This window comes from Haladaptatus sp. CMSO5 (genome assembly GCF_036689885.1).
Taxonomy (GTDB): domain Archaea; phylum Halobacteriota; class Halobacteria; order Halobacteriales; family Halococcaceae; genus QDMS2.
The window spans coordinates 2496042-2508543 of the sequence record NZ_JBAHVW010000001.1; the positions used below are offsets into that span (position 1 = coordinate 2496042).

Here is a 12502-nt window from a genome sequence, read left to right on the forward strand (position 1 = left end):
TTTTTTCGTGCGCGCCCCGCACTCAGCTATGCCCGACACCCCGATTCTCGACAATCATATGCACCTTGACCCGGTGTACGGTCGAAACGAGGAAGCCGTCAAAGACTTCGCGCGCGCCGGTGGCACCCACCTGCTCGTCGTCAACAAGCCGTCGTGGCACCTGCTCGACCGCGAGGTCGATGGCCCAGCCGATTTCCGCGAGGTGTTCGAGTTGACCGTCGGCGCGGTCGAGCAGGCGACGGAACTTCTGGATGGGCGCGCGTGGGCCGTCCTCGGCGTCCACCCGGCGCTCATCTCGCGGCTGGTTGGCGAACGCGACTGCTCCCCTGCAGAAGCGCGCGACTTGATGCAGACCGGCCTCGACGTGGCAGCCGAGTTCGTCGACGACGGGCGTGCGCTCGCGCTCAAGTCCGGGCGGCCGCACTACGAGGTTGCAGATGCTGTGTGGGAGGCGTCGAACGACGTGATGAAACACGCATTCGCGCTCGGCGCGGAGCACGACTGCGCGGTGCAACTCCACACCGAGACGAGCGAGGATTTGTCTGAAGTGGCGGAGTGGGCCGAAGCCCGGGGGCTTCCCGAACACAAGGTTGTCAAGCACTATTCAGGAGGCAAACTCGCCGGTCCAACGCCGAGCGTGCTTGCCGATAAAGACCGGCTCGAACTCGCGCTCACCGAAGACAAGCCGTTCTTGATGGAGACGGATTTCATCGACGACCCCGACCGGCCGGGTGCGGTGTTGGGGCCGAAAACGGTTCCACGGCGGGTGAACTGGCTGCTCGAATCGGGCCACGAAGAGGCCGTGCGGGTCGCACACGTCGAGACGCCGAAGGCCGTGTATGACATTGACACGATAGATTACTGAACACAGGGCTTATCACGTATCACCCGTTTCTCCACGGTATGAGCACGCCCCCTGGAGAGTTCTACACTGAGGATCGGTGGCAGAACTGGTTAGACCGGATTCAACAAGAAGAAATCGACCCAGAAGACGAAGACTCAGCGCGCCTGTTGCTCAACTTGCAGGACGATACGGCCATCGCGATTGTGAAGGTCGTCACTAGCCACTCAGACGGTGACATCGACACGGAAGCCGCCCAAGAAGAGCTTGCGAAGATTCGAGAAATCGTCCTCGCGGACGTCGAGTTCGAAGACGAGGAGAAAGCAATGCTCGTTGACGGCGTCCAGACCTCGCTGCTGTGTGTGTTCTACGCCGCAGAACAATACATCCTCGATGGGGTGGCCGAGGATGCGAGCGTCGAAGAGTACATCGTCGCCGCGGGGGACGCGGAAGCAGAGGACGACTTAGACGCCGCGCTTGGCTACTGCGTGCAGGCCGGGACGCGCATCATCGGCGGCAACGACTTAGACCTCGCCGTCGCAGAGGAACTCGAATATGGACTCGTCACCGAGTGGGTGAACGGCCTCGACAGCCTCCACAACGCGATGAGCGACCCCGAAGTCGTCGAAGAAGACGACGAATAAGCCACAATACAGGATAGTCAGTTGGCAGAGACTTTTTATTGACTCCCTGCTGATATAGCCCATGCGACTGTGGGGCGACAAACGGGGGCAAGCAATCCAGATTGGAGCCGTGCTCCTGTTTGCAACGTTGATTATCGCACTGTCATTATATCAGGCGACTGTCGTTCCACAGAACAACAAGGAAGTCGAATTTAACCACAACCTTCAGGTGCAAGACCAGCTGGTGGACATGCGAAACGCCATCATCAGAACCGCGGGCACGGGGACAGAGCAGCCCGCGTCGGTCACGCTTGGCACCCAATATGCAGAGCGCGTGTTCAGCGTGAATCCGGGTCGCCCCGGCGGGACGCTCGAAACCGTATCTCTCGGGACGATTTCGATAGAAAATGCGGCTACAGTCGGGGATAATCCGTACTGGGAAACGGTCGCCAGCCACGAGTTCGAGACGAAGGGCCTCCAGTACCGCCCGAACTACAACGAGTACCGGAACGCTCCGACGACCAGCTACGAACACTCGATTCTGTTCAATCAGTTCGAGGATTCGTCGAACCGAGTCCTCGCAGACCAGAGCATCGTCAACGGACGGCAGATAACCCTCATCACGCTCGATGGGAAGTACCAAGAATCGACCACCGGGAGTGTTACGCTAAATGCGCGACCCGTGAGCGTCTCCGCTGAGACGGTTGCGATTACGAACACTTCGACCGGACCGGTTCGCATCACGCTCCCGACGCGGATGAGCGAAGAACAGTGGCTCGAAACTCTCGAAGATCAGTCGGTGGCCGATGGCGGTTTCGTTGATCTCGACGAGACTACCTACACCCCGGGCAGTCCAAACACGATTACCCTCGTCTTGAAAGGCGACGAAACGTACAACCTCAGGCTAGCAAAAGTCGGCGTCGGCACACAAGTCGAATCGGAGCGCGCGACGTACATCACGACGGACAAACCCAATCAGACGGTCACTCCTGGTGCGAGCGAACGGTTTACAGTGACAGTCAAAGACCGGTACAACAACCCGGTGAGTGGGGTCGTCGTAAATTCGTCCAATGAAACGAAATTCGTCCCGATATCAAACACAACCGACCAGAACGGGAAGTTCGAGTTTAGGTACACGGCCCCGACTTCGGAGCAATCGGACACGGTGGTTGCCTCCATCCTGGGCAATTCGACTAACTACGAACGAGTGGATTTCACCATTGAAGTGAGTGAAGAGTCCGGAAACGGTGACGAGGGGAATGAGATTAATCCGGCAGAGGTGGGAGATATTCGGTTGACGAATTCAAGCATTGCTGGTGGCAGTGGAAAAAATGGTCAGACGGTTTCCTTCGTTTTAGAAAATACCGGAGATCAAGCAAATATAACATCTGCACGTATCAGTTTCTATTACGAAGCAGGAACTGGGAGTGGTTCGGCTGACAATGCCGTCATCCGTGAAACTGGGACGTCTAATTCAGCCACTCTCGATATTGGAGGAGAATTCAAGACACTGAACCCAGAAATTACCTTACCTGGAAGTGGGGCAACGACGACAGTAGATCTTGAGTTCTGGAAAAATGCGAAGCAGGGAACAAATGATGATTTCCAAGTCAAGAGTGGGGATTTCGTGGTCATTACAGTCACATTTGATAGCGGTGAATCAGCAACATACTTTATCGCACCGTAATGTCTCGTGCCACTAAAATTTGAAAGGAAACACCTAATTCTCGTAATGATCCCCAACCAGTCAGGGCGCGACGCCATGCCACTGGGTGGCGTAATTTTCGACACCTGTCGATAGTCCAGACGACAAACACATATACTTGGTCTACACAGGATACAGCCATGACAAAAGTCGGAATTGACGCCGTTGAGATTCATACAGGGAAGCTCAAAATGGACCTCGCAGAGGTGTTCGCCCCGGAGATGGGCGACGACCCAGAGAAGTATACGAAAGGCCTCGGCCTCCACGCGAGTTCTTTCCCAGACGTGTACGAAGACATCGTGACGATGGGCGCGAACGCCGCCTACAAGCTGATGGAGCGAAAGGGCCTCACGCCAGAGGACATCGGCCGTATCGACGTAGCCACAGAGAGCGCGTTCGACAACTCAAAGCCCGTCTCGACGTACATCGCCGGTTGTCTCGAACAGGTGTACGACGGCGACTTCCACCACGCCAACAAAGGCGAGCGCAAGTTCGCCTGTGTCGCGGGCACGCAGTCGATTGACGACGCCTACAACTGGATACGTGCAGGACGGCATCGTGGCCGCGCCGCGCTCGTGATTGCGACGGACACCGCCCTCTACGCCCGTGGCGACCCCGGAGAGGCGACCCAAGGGGCCGGTGCGGTTGCCATGCTCATCAGCGAAGACCCATCGCTCGTCACGCTCAGCACCGAACAGGGCTTTGGCAGCGCAGACGAGACGGACTTCCTCAAGCCAAACCAGCAGTTCCCAAGCGTCGACGGCAAGCGCTCAGTGCAGGTGTACCTCGCCCGGATGCGCGAGGCGCTCGAAGACTACGAATCGGTCGCGGGCAAGGTCGAACTCGACGACGTAAACCTCGCGCCGTTCCACACGCCGTTCCCCGGCATGGTTCGCAAGGCCGCACTCCTCGGCTTCCGTCACATCATCCGCGACACCGACGTCGAAGACGAACTCGAACCGGAGATTGGCCGCCAGCCACGCGAAGCCGAGTTCGACTCAGAGGAGAACTACACCGAAGCCATCCGCGCGTACATGGACGACCTCAAACGCACCGATGCCTACCAAGAGTGGTACGCGAACACGGTCGACCCGACGCTCTATCTCGCACGCCACGTCGGCAACTGGTACACCGGCTCCGTCCACGTCGCCCGCGTGAGCGGCCTCATCAAGGCGTACGAAGCAGGCGAGGACATGACCGGCGAGCAGCTCCTCGTTGGCTCCTACGGCAGTGGTGCACAGGCGGAAGTCCACTCGGAAATCGTCCAGGAAGGCTGGAAAGAGGAGATTGAGGCCATCGACATCCTTGACCACCTCGACGACCGCTACGAGATTAGCTTCGACGACTACGAGCACATCCACGACGTACACAACCACGAGAAAGACGTGGACGTAGAGGAGTTCACGGTCCCGCAAAGCGAGTTCGTCTTCGACGGCTGGGGCCGCATGGACGAACGCAAGTACCGGTTCGTCGAGTAAGGCAAAGTTCCGACTTTTTCCTGTTTTGGTGCAGATTTTGTGAGCGGAGCGAACAATAGGTGCGAGTGCAAGTACCGGTTCGTCGAGTAAGGCAAAGTTCCGGCTTTTGCGGTCGTTTTGGTGGATTGAACGGCGTTTGTGGTCTCTCACGCTGAGAATCGTCCGGATAGTTAACTATCTGCCCCCCGTAGAGACAGGTGTGACGGGTGGTCAGCAATGCCAGCGCCGTCAATTGAGGGTACTACGATGAACAAACACGTCAAAATCGGTGGGAAGGATTTCGTAACGGTCAGAAAAGACACACTCGTCGCGCGAGTCGAGGAGTTAATGGACCAGTTCGACGTCGACCAAGCGATTGTCATGGAAGGTGACGACGCGATCGGAACCATCACCTACGAGACAATCGTGAACGCACCCGACCATCCAGACGAGACGGCGATGACGAGCCACGAACTCATCGCAGAGGACGTGATGGTCGAAATCGAAGAGATAAGCGAGGAGATGCAACGGCTCATCGACCAGGGGTTGGACGCCGCGCCGTAAGTCAGGGTAGCTGTCGAAGCGCGTCTAGCATCTCTTCTAAGTCTTTGTTCGTCACCGCGAGCGAGAAGCCATCAATGCGAGCGAGCGCCGGGGCGTGCTCCCAGAGGTCGTCTTCGGTGAGGCCGTGGAGGACGACGGCGTTCGGCGTGGGCGTGACGACGCGCATGGCGACGAGCGGCGATTCGCCGCGAGTGACGTGCGTGAACACGAGCGCACGGTTTGTACTCTGTCCATAAAGGCGGTAGAACTCCTCACTCGATAAGCGCGTGATGGCTTCGATGCTGTTTACGACGGTGTGCCCGGCGATGGTAGACTGGTTTCCGGAGGCGACTTCGGTGGCGTCGATGGCGTCGTAGAACCGAGAGAGGGGGATGGTCGTCGAATACTCGCGGAGGTCTTGGACGATGTCGCTTTCGAACCCCGCAGAGAGGACGCGGGCGTACTGGCGAATCCGGCCGCCACCGCGGTGTTCGTCGATGGCGAGCAGGGCTTCGACAATGCGTCGGATGACGCCGATACCCGGACTCTTTCGGCGCCCGCTTTCGTAGTCTGAGATGACGGACGACGAGACGTCGAGTTGGGTTGCGAGGTCGGTCTGTGAGATGTCGAAGTCGGTGCGCCACTTTCTGAGCGTCGCCCCGGGGTCTGTGCTGAGCGTAATCTCGCCCGCGATTTTCTCTGCGAGGTCACGACGTGCGCCGCGGTCGGTCATTGCGCAAGGGTTCGTCGTTCATCGTAAAATGGTTTCGACGTTTTTCCCGAAATGCTCAGGGCGACACATGTGGTAGATGTTGGCATGCCCTCAACCGTTGTCCACGTCGCGCTCGCCGGGCTGCTCGCCGCGGGGTTGCTCGGTGACGCCTTCGACAAGCGGTCGCTCGCCCTCGTTCTCGGGGTGACCATCATCCCCGACCTCGACGTGTTTGCTGGTTTTTTCATCGCCGGTGGCCACCGCTCTGTGTTGCACACGTTGCTCATCCCACTTCTCGCTGCCGTGCTGGTGTACGCAGATAGCCACAGAGAGCCGTCGTGGCTCCGGGAGCGATGGGGCACACGCGGCCTACGGATTGCGTGGGTGAGCATCGTCGCTTTCGCCGTCGCGGGCATCGGACTTGACCTCTTTACGGCGGGCGCGAACGTGTTCTATCCCATCCACGACCAGTTCTACCGCGTTTCTGGTGAACTGCTCTACTCCACGAATCGTGGTATCGTCCAGACGTTCGTTGACTTCTCGACGGGCAGTAGCCCAAACCTCGGTGCAATTGGCTCCTCACAAGAGGTGCACATCAACAGTGGCATCGACCCGAATCCGGGGAGGGAACCACCGGAAGTGGACAGAATCTTCCCCGTTGCCCAATCGGGCTGGCAACTGCTGCTCATCCTGACGAGCCTTGTGGTCATCTGGGGACGACTCCGTGTGACACGCAAACCTTGACTTTCCGGGTGTGAAAGCACACGCATGATTCGACCGTACGACCCGGAGACAGACCGCGAAGGGCTGTGGGAACTGAAAACGCGATTTGAATTGGGCCTCGGCAGTGAGACCGGCGGCGATGAAAAACAGGAGAAGTACGAGGCGAAACTCACCGACGACTACCGCGAGCGGTATCTGGCGTGGGTGGCGCGGTGTGGTGACTCTGACGAACGCTGCATGACGGTGGCCGTAGAGGAGGGCGAACTGGTCGGCTACGTGTTCGTGCTGCCAGAAACCATGTCGATGATTTGGGATGCGGCCGTGTTAAACGAGATTTTCGTCGCAGCAGAGTATCGCGGCACCGGCGTCGCAGACGAGTTGATGGAGGGTGCGCTCGAGCTCGCCCGTGACCAGAACCTCCCGCTCGACCGTATTGTCCTCGACGTGGACGGCGACAACGCGCGGGCGATGGCGTTCTACGACCGCCACGAGTTCGCTCACTGGGGCGAACTCGTCTGTCGGGAGCTGTAGAACGAGACGAGCACGCCGCCGAGCGCCCCGAAAATCAGCGGGTAGAGCAGTCCTGCGACGAGAATTGCGGTGATGAAATCTGGGCCAGCCGTCGAGTTGCCGAGGTCAAGACGGAACAGCTGTGCGCCAACCAGTGCAGGGAGGACGTAGCCGAGGACGACGGTGGCTCCGGCTTTTGCCGACGACGACGTGCTCGTGTCTGACTGGCTGCGCGCGGCGAGTGCGCCCGCACCGACGAGCAAGAGAACGGGAAGGAAGAACAGCAGCGTTGCACTGCCGTCGTCGCTTTCTACGAGAAAGTTCACCATGTCAGACCCCGTGAGACGTGGGACGATTGTGGAGACGAAATGCTCGTTGTAGAACAACCAGCCGGTGAGCTTCCAGACGGGATTTTCACCCGTGAAGAACTCGAACGCTTGCACCGCAAACAAGTCGTCAATCCGGGGAGCGGCCAAGAGGTAGGTGACGAGATAGCCGAAAAGGTACGCCGCGAGTCCGGCGAGTGTGCCGCGAACGACGGGAATCGAATTTTGCTGTGCCATATGCACCTCGAAGCAATGAAGGTAATATGAATATTCTGGCTATTTGACTATCCGAATCGTTGCCAGTTCGTCGCTGACGTTCTCGCGCCACTGGGCCTGCGAGATGCTGTAGGTGTCTAAATCGCGCGGCCCGCCTTCGTCACCGGGCGGCAGCCAGTTTCTGAGCGTGGCATCCCGCCTGCCGCCGTACGCCTCGACGTACTTCTCGATGGCGCGTTTTGACTGCTCGTTGTCGGGTTCGTGGCCGACGTTCACGTACTCGAGGTCAAGGTAATCGAACGCGATGGCGAGCATCACCCCGGCGCGCTCGCCCGAGTAGCCATGCCCCCAGTGTGGTTCTCGAATCCACGTCCCGAACGATGTCACGCGCTTTTCCCACTCCATCCACAGTTCTGCGACGCCGACGAACTCGTCGGCGTCGCGTCGGGTGATGGCGTAGGTCGCCCGCGAACCCGATTCCCACCCCTTTTTCGCCGCTTCCATCTCGTCCATCGACTTCTTTGGCGTGGCGTGGGGCTTCTCGCCAAGCGGTTGCATCACGGCATCCATCTCGCCGGTTCGGTGGTACTCGTACAGGTCGAGGGCGTCCAGCACCTCGTGGAGTGGTTCATAGCGCAGGCGCTCGCTCTCGACGCGCTCGGGGAACAGACTACTCGGCATGGTCGATAACCTCCGTGAACGCAGCCTTCGGTCTGCCGTCCACAGCTTCGCGCCACTGGGACTGGCTCACCGAGTGGTAGACTTGGTCTGAAACGTGGTTTTCGTAGGGCAACCAGTTTCTGAGCGTGGCGTCGCGCTGGCCGCCATGAGCCTCGATGTACTTCTCGATAGCCCGTTTCGATTTCTCGTTCTCGGTGTGGTGGGTGACTTTGACGTACTCCAAGTCAAGGCGATCGAAGGCGAGTTGCATGAGCGCAGCGGCGCGTTCGCCCGAGTAGCCCCGCCCCCAGTAGGCTTTGCGAAGCCACGTCCCGAGGCCGCCAACGCGGTGTTCCCAGTCGCAGTGGAGCGTGGCAGTGCCTGCAAACTCGCCCGCACCGCTCTCGCCAGCTTTTGGAACCATGAAATACGCGGCTTCCTCACCGTCGTCCCACAGCTTTTCGCGGTGTTCGAAGAACTCCTGAGTTGGCTTCATCGTCGCGTGCGGCTTCCACGGCATGTACTTCGTGACCTCCTCCATCTCCGGCGAGGGTTTGCAGATGTCGTAGAACTCACGCACAGAGAGGTTCTCCGTCGAGAGTCGTCTGAGCACCAGTCGGTCGGTCTCGATTTGTTCGGGGAACAGGTCACTCATTTACTCGACTCCCACTCGGCCTGTGAGATGGTGTAGCGGAGCGCGTCGTGTGGCTCGTCGTCGATGACGATGTGGTTGCGGATGATGCCGTCGAGACGGCCGCCGTGGGCGTCTACGTACTTCTCGATGGCGCGTTTCGACTGCTCGTTTTCGACGACATGTTCGACGGCGACGAGTTCCAAGTCGAGGCGCTCGAAGGCGATTTCCATGAGTTTGGCCGCACGCTCACCCGAGTAGCCCCGCCCCCAGAATTTTTTCCGAAGCCAAATCCCGAAACGGGCGGTGCGCTTGTCCCAGTCACAATGCAGGCCAGTCGTGCCCGCGAACTCGCCTGCGCCCGGTTCGCCGTCTTTCGGGTAGATGGCGTAGACTGCGCCGTTGCCGGCTTCAACCGCCTCGCCCACCTGTTTGACGAAGTCCCACGTGTCTTTGAGCGTCCGGTGGGGGTTCCACGACATATACTGCGTCGCCTCCTCGATACCCGCTTCAGACGAGTGATAGGGATAGACTGAAACCGGGTCGAGCGTGTCGAGTGACACCTGCTCGAAGCGCAGGCGGCCGGTCTCGAATTCCTCGGGGAACATATGCTGAGAGGCGCGGAGTAATGCGAAAAAGGTGTCGCTGAGCTACGGAACCGATCTACCCTCGACGGAGTATCGTTGGGTGAGAGAGCATCAAATCGAACCCAACCGCCGGACTGGAAATCGTCTCCCAGTCGCCAGTACGAGTGAGACACTCGAATCCATCTTCGGTAACGAGCCACGTATCCTCGCTTTTCGCACCCTGTACAGTCGGGTTCCACGCGAACGCCATCGGTAGTTTCACTTCAGTATCGAGGGTTGGCGTGGCAATCCACGTTCTCCCTGCATACCCCGCGGCCCCACCCTGGTGGTGACGTTCCCATTCGTCTGGATACCCCATCTCGGCGTAAGCACTTTGAATTGCGGAAAACACGTCACTTGCGGTGCCGTCGGCCCGGCCAGTAGCCTGGGTTGCAGCCAGCGCAGTCGACTGTATCTGTGAGGCAACGCGATGGCGTTTGGCCAGCCATTCCGGTTCGGCAAAAGAAACAGTTCGAGTCATACTCGCGTACAACCCGTCTCGGGTTGCAGTCACAGAAACGAGTGCATATCTGCCGAGTTCCGTTTCCGTTGGTGTATAGTGACGGTGGTCGGTCACGCGTGCGTCACTCCCGACGAGAACGACCGACGTGTCGATGCCGTGGGCGGCGAGTTTATGGCGCAGTCGCGCAGCAACGACTCGTTCGCTCTCACTCGGAGTCGCTTCGAAACACACCGTCTCTACCGCTTTCGCAACGAGAGACCCCAATTCACGGTACTGTTCGACGCTGGATTCGCTGAGAGGATGGTACCGTAGATTCTGTTCGATCGATTTGAGTCCAGGAACCGAGAAATCTGCTGCAGCAGGCGTGTCTGTCGTAGCTGCAACCATCTGCGCGAGCGACCCCTCGTACCACGGGAATTCGATTAGTTGAACGTCGGCACTCAATTCTTCGGTCGCCAATCGATCTGCCTCAATGTTGTCGGTGACGACCGCAACTCGGTCACCGTCGTATCCTGCAGCAGCGACGCCGATAGGTGCATGCCTGTCAACGAAGTTGTCACCACCAGTCAACCACGCAAACGAGGTGGGTCGGGCGAACCAAACGGCAGCGAGGCCCCGGTCTTCGAGATAGGTATCCAATCGTGCACGGGGTTCCATACGAAAGCCGACCAGAGTCACTCCCTTCAATGATGGGGCCATCTCAAGAAATATAGCACCATCAAATATTTAATTAATGAATTTGCCTGTAGTAACTATAGTGCACATGCGATAATAAATAATAGTAGTAGCCGTGGTAAGCGCGATTATAATTTTTTTACAACTATTGTAGTAAACGGTCATAAATTATATATCGGGTTGTCACATTTTGCCTAACGACCATGGCAAAAGATAGCGAAAAGCAGTGGCGAAATCCATTCTCACGACGTCAGTTCGTGAAGCTCACGGGTGCAGCCGCAGCGACCACCGGTCTCGCAGGGTGTATCACGAGCAGTCCAAGTGGTAGTTCAGACGGAAGCAGTTCGAAAGGTAGCGACACGGCCACCCCAATCGCCAGCGAGGCACCCTCAGAAGAAATGACGATTCAGTGGGCAGCCGATTCGCGAATGAAAGAGAGCGCGGCCGAGGTGAAAGAAGCCTTGCATAACGCCGGGCTTCCGGACAATATCTCGGTCGAAATTCTCGCAGGTTCGCAGGTCACAGACCAGCGCCAATCACAATATCAACAGTGGCTAAGCTCCGAACAGCCGGAGCCGGACCTGCTCATGATGGACAGTGGCTGGACGATTCCATTCATCGCTCGGGGGCAACTACAGAACCTCTCTGCATCTCTTCCAGCCGAGATGATAGACCCCGTCGAAAACGAATACCTCCCGCGAATGGTCGAATCCGCCAAGATGGACGGCGACATTTACGGTATACCACTGTTCCCCGACGTTGCGACCATTCTGTACCGGAAAGACCTCGTTGAGCAAGCTGGCTTCGACCCCGAAAGTGAGAACTGGGCAACGGAAGGGATGACGTGGAAGAAGTTCTCCGAAGTCATCGCAAAAACGAAAGCAGAGACTGGAAAGAGTTACGGCTTCACCTTCCAAGGTGACGTCTACGAAGGCCTCGCTTGCTGTACGTTCCCCGAGTTCATGCACAGTTGGGGCGGGTCGTACTTTGGTGGGACGGACAATCTCTTTGGGCCGGTAAACGACCGCCCGATTACAATCGACGAACAACCAGTCCAAGACGCGCTCTCGATGGTTCGTACGTTCATCCACGGGAGCGAGGACGAATACGCACTCGACGGCTACAAAGGCGGTATTGCGCCGAACGCCATCCTGCAGTGGACCGAGGAACCGTCTCGCAAACCGTTCACCAACGGAAAAGCGATCGCACACCGGAATTGGTCATACGCGATCGACATCAACGGTGCAGAGGACGTATTCGGTGAGGATCTCGGAGTGATGCCAGTCCCTTACAGCGTCACCGAGGAAGAGTCCGAGTACGAGAATATCGGCGGTATCAGCTCAGCACTCGGTGGCTGGCACGTCTCGATGAACCCCCACTCGAAGAAGAAGGCGGGCTCACTACAGGTGTTGAAGGCGCTCATGTCTGAGGAGTTCAGGTTAAACTTACTGGAAATCATGGGCCTGCTCCCTCCGATCCCATCGCTGTTCAACTCAGAGAAGGCAAAGCAAGTGCCGGTGATGGGGCGATATATGGAGACGCTCAAAATCGCCGCCGAGAATTCGATTCCTCGTCCGACGACCGTCGTCTGGCCACAGCAAAAGGGGAAGATTGCAGATTCGGTGAACGCGTGTCTGGCCGGCGATGTGTCGCCAAAAGATGCTACATCCTCCATCAAAAGCGCCCTCGAACAGACCGAATCGAAGGGCAAGAGTGCCTGAGGAGAGCGAAGTATTCATTTGCTCATGGCTACAGGACACGATTCACACGACACCCCGCGTGACAGCTCCC

General features: G+C 58.2%; 14 protein-coding genes. 8 read left to right on the plus strand and 6 right to left on the minus strand.

Features of this window, described 5'->3' with window-relative positions:
• Positions 1-28 precede the first annotated feature (28 nt).
• The 5 genes from V5N12_RS13260 to V5N12_RS13280 all read left to right on the plus strand — a co-directional run bounded on the left by V5N12_RS13260 (position 29) and on the right by V5N12_RS13280 (position 5190).
• Positions 29-865: a TatD family hydrolase gene (locus V5N12_RS13260; protein WP_332899642.1), complete on the plus strand. Its 837-nt coding sequence runs from the start codon at positions 29-31 to the stop codon at positions 863-865.
• A gap of 38 nt (positions 866-903) precedes the next feature.
• On the plus strand, positions 904-1485 hold the full coding sequence (locus V5N12_RS13265) for a DUF2150 family protein (RefSeq protein ID WP_332899643.1): 582 nt from the start codon (positions 904-906) through the stop codon (positions 1483-1485).
• A 61-nt stretch (positions 1486-1546) separates the two neighbouring features.
• Positions 1547-3151 carry an Ig-like domain-containing protein gene (locus tag V5N12_RS13270; RefSeq protein WP_332899644.1) on the plus strand — a complete coding sequence of 535 codons (1605 nt, stop codon included), beginning with the start codon at positions 1547-1549 and terminating at the stop codon, positions 3149-3151.
• Between the two features lie 158 nt (positions 3152-3309).
• Complete coding sequence (hmgB, locus tag V5N12_RS13275; protein WP_332899645.1) at positions 3310-4647, plus strand: hydroxymethylglutaryl-CoA synthase; 1338 nt, start codon at positions 3310-3312, stop codon at positions 4645-4647.
• A gap of 246 nt (positions 4648-4893) precedes the next feature.
• Positions 4894-5190, plus strand: a complete 297-nt coding sequence (locus V5N12_RS13280) for a hypothetical protein (protein ID WP_332899646.1) — start codon at positions 4894-4896, stop codon at positions 5188-5190.
• 1 nt (position 5191) lies between these two features.
• Here V5N12_RS13280 and V5N12_RS13285 read toward each other — a convergent pair whose 3' ends face one another.
• Entirely contained in the window at positions 5192-5902 is a 711-nt protein-coding gene (locus V5N12_RS13285; protein WP_332899647.1) for a helix-turn-helix domain-containing protein, read from the minus strand.
• Between the two features lie 84 nt (positions 5903-5986).
• On the opposite strand from V5N12_RS13285, the gene V5N12_RS13290 reads away from it, so the two are divergent.
• Positions 5987-6625 carry a metal-dependent hydrolase gene (locus V5N12_RS13290; protein ID WP_332899648.1) on the plus strand — a complete coding sequence of 213 codons (639 nt, stop codon included), beginning with the start codon at positions 5987-5989 and terminating at the stop codon, positions 6623-6625.
• 24 nt (positions 6626-6649) lie between these two features.
• Positions 6650-7135 carry a GNAT family N-acetyltransferase gene (locus tag V5N12_RS13295; protein WP_332899649.1) on the plus strand — a complete coding sequence of 162 codons (486 nt, stop codon included), beginning with the start codon at positions 6650-6652 and terminating at the stop codon, positions 7133-7135.
• On the opposite strand, the gene V5N12_RS13300 is transcribed toward V5N12_RS13295, so the two are convergent.
• From V5N12_RS13300 to V5N12_RS13320, 5 genes are read right to left on the minus strand one after another with little or no spacing between them, the layout of a single operon-like run.
• Positions 7102-7677 carry a transporter gene (locus tag V5N12_RS13300; protein ID WP_332899650.1) on the minus strand — a complete coding sequence of 192 codons (576 nt, stop codon included), beginning with the start codon at positions 7675-7677 and terminating at the stop codon, positions 7102-7104. The two genes, V5N12_RS13295 and V5N12_RS13300, sit on opposite strands and share 34 nt — an antisense overlap.
• A gap of 39 nt (positions 7678-7716) precedes the next feature.
• Positions 7717-8337, minus strand: a complete 621-nt coding sequence (locus V5N12_RS13305) for a GNAT family N-acetyltransferase (protein ID WP_332899651.1) — start codon at positions 8335-8337, stop codon at positions 7717-7719.
• Complete coding sequence (locus V5N12_RS13310) at positions 8327-8962, minus strand: GNAT family N-acetyltransferase (RefSeq protein ID WP_442904981.1); 636 nt, start codon at positions 8960-8962, stop codon at positions 8327-8329. The genes V5N12_RS13305 and V5N12_RS13310 overlap by 11 nt, the downstream gene beginning before the upstream one ends.
• A 5-nt stretch (positions 8963-8967) precedes the next feature.
• Complete coding sequence (locus V5N12_RS13315; RefSeq protein ID WP_332899653.1) at positions 8968-9555, minus strand: GNAT family N-acetyltransferase; 588 nt, start codon at positions 9553-9555, stop codon at positions 8968-8970.
• Positions 9556-9610: 55 nt separating this feature from the next.
• Positions 9611-10693 carry a M24 family metallopeptidase gene (locus V5N12_RS13320; protein ID WP_332899654.1) on the minus strand — a complete coding sequence of 361 codons (1083 nt, stop codon included), beginning with the start codon at positions 10691-10693 and terminating at the stop codon, positions 9611-9613.
• A 221-nt stretch (positions 10694-10914) separates the two neighbouring features.
• On the opposite strand from V5N12_RS13320, the gene V5N12_RS13325 reads away from it, so the two are divergent.
• Complete coding sequence (locus tag V5N12_RS13325; protein ID WP_332899655.1) at positions 10915-12432, plus strand: extracellular solute-binding protein; 1518 nt, start codon at positions 10915-10917, stop codon at positions 12430-12432.
• Positions 12433-12502: the final 70 nt, after the last annotated feature.

Coding starts and splice junctions, on each gene's coding strand:
- V5N12_RS13260 (WP_332899642.1), top strand. CDS start 29: ATGCCCGACACCCCGATTCTCGACAATCATATGCACCTTGACCCGGTG.
- V5N12_RS13265 (WP_332899643.1), top strand. CDS start 904: ATGAGCACGCCCCCTGGAGAGTTCTACACTGAGGATCGGTGGCAGAAC.
- V5N12_RS13270 (WP_332899644.1), top strand. CDS start 1,547: ATGCGACTGTGGGGCGACAAACGGGGGCAAGCAATCCAGATTGGAGCC.
- hmgB (WP_332899645.1), top strand. CDS start 3,310: ATGACAAAAGTCGGAATTGACGCCGTTGAGATTCATACAGGGAAGCTC.
- V5N12_RS13280 (WP_332899646.1), top strand. CDS start 4,894: ATGAACAAACACGTCAAAATCGGTGGGAAGGATTTCGTAACGGTCAGA.
- V5N12_RS13285 (WP_332899647.1), bottom strand. CDS start 5,902: ATGACCGACCGCGGCGCACGTCGTGACCTCGCAGAGAAAATCGCGGGC.
- V5N12_RS13290 (WP_332899648.1), top strand. CDS start 5,987: ATGCCCTCAACCGTTGTCCACGTCGCGCTCGCCGGGCTGCTCGCCGCG.
- V5N12_RS13295 (WP_332899649.1), top strand. CDS start 6,650: ATGATTCGACCGTACGACCCGGAGACAGACCGCGAAGGGCTGTGGGAA.
- V5N12_RS13300 (WP_332899650.1), bottom strand. CDS start 7,677: ATGGCACAGCAAAATTCGATTCCCGTCGTTCGCGGCACACTCGCCGGA.
- V5N12_RS13305 (WP_332899651.1), bottom strand. CDS start 8,337: ATGCCGAGTAGTCTGTTCCCCGAGCGCGTCGAGAGCGAGCGCCTGCGC.
- V5N12_RS13315 (WP_332899653.1), bottom strand. CDS start 9,555: ATGTTCCCCGAGGAATTCGAGACCGGCCGCCTGCGCTTCGAGCAGGTG.
- V5N12_RS13320 (WP_332899654.1), bottom strand. CDS start 10,693: ATGGAACCCCGTGCACGATTGGATACCTATCTCGAAGACCGGGGCCTC.
- V5N12_RS13325 (WP_332899655.1), top strand. CDS start 10,915: ATGGCAAAAGATAGCGAAAAGCAGTGGCGAAATCCATTCTCACGACGT.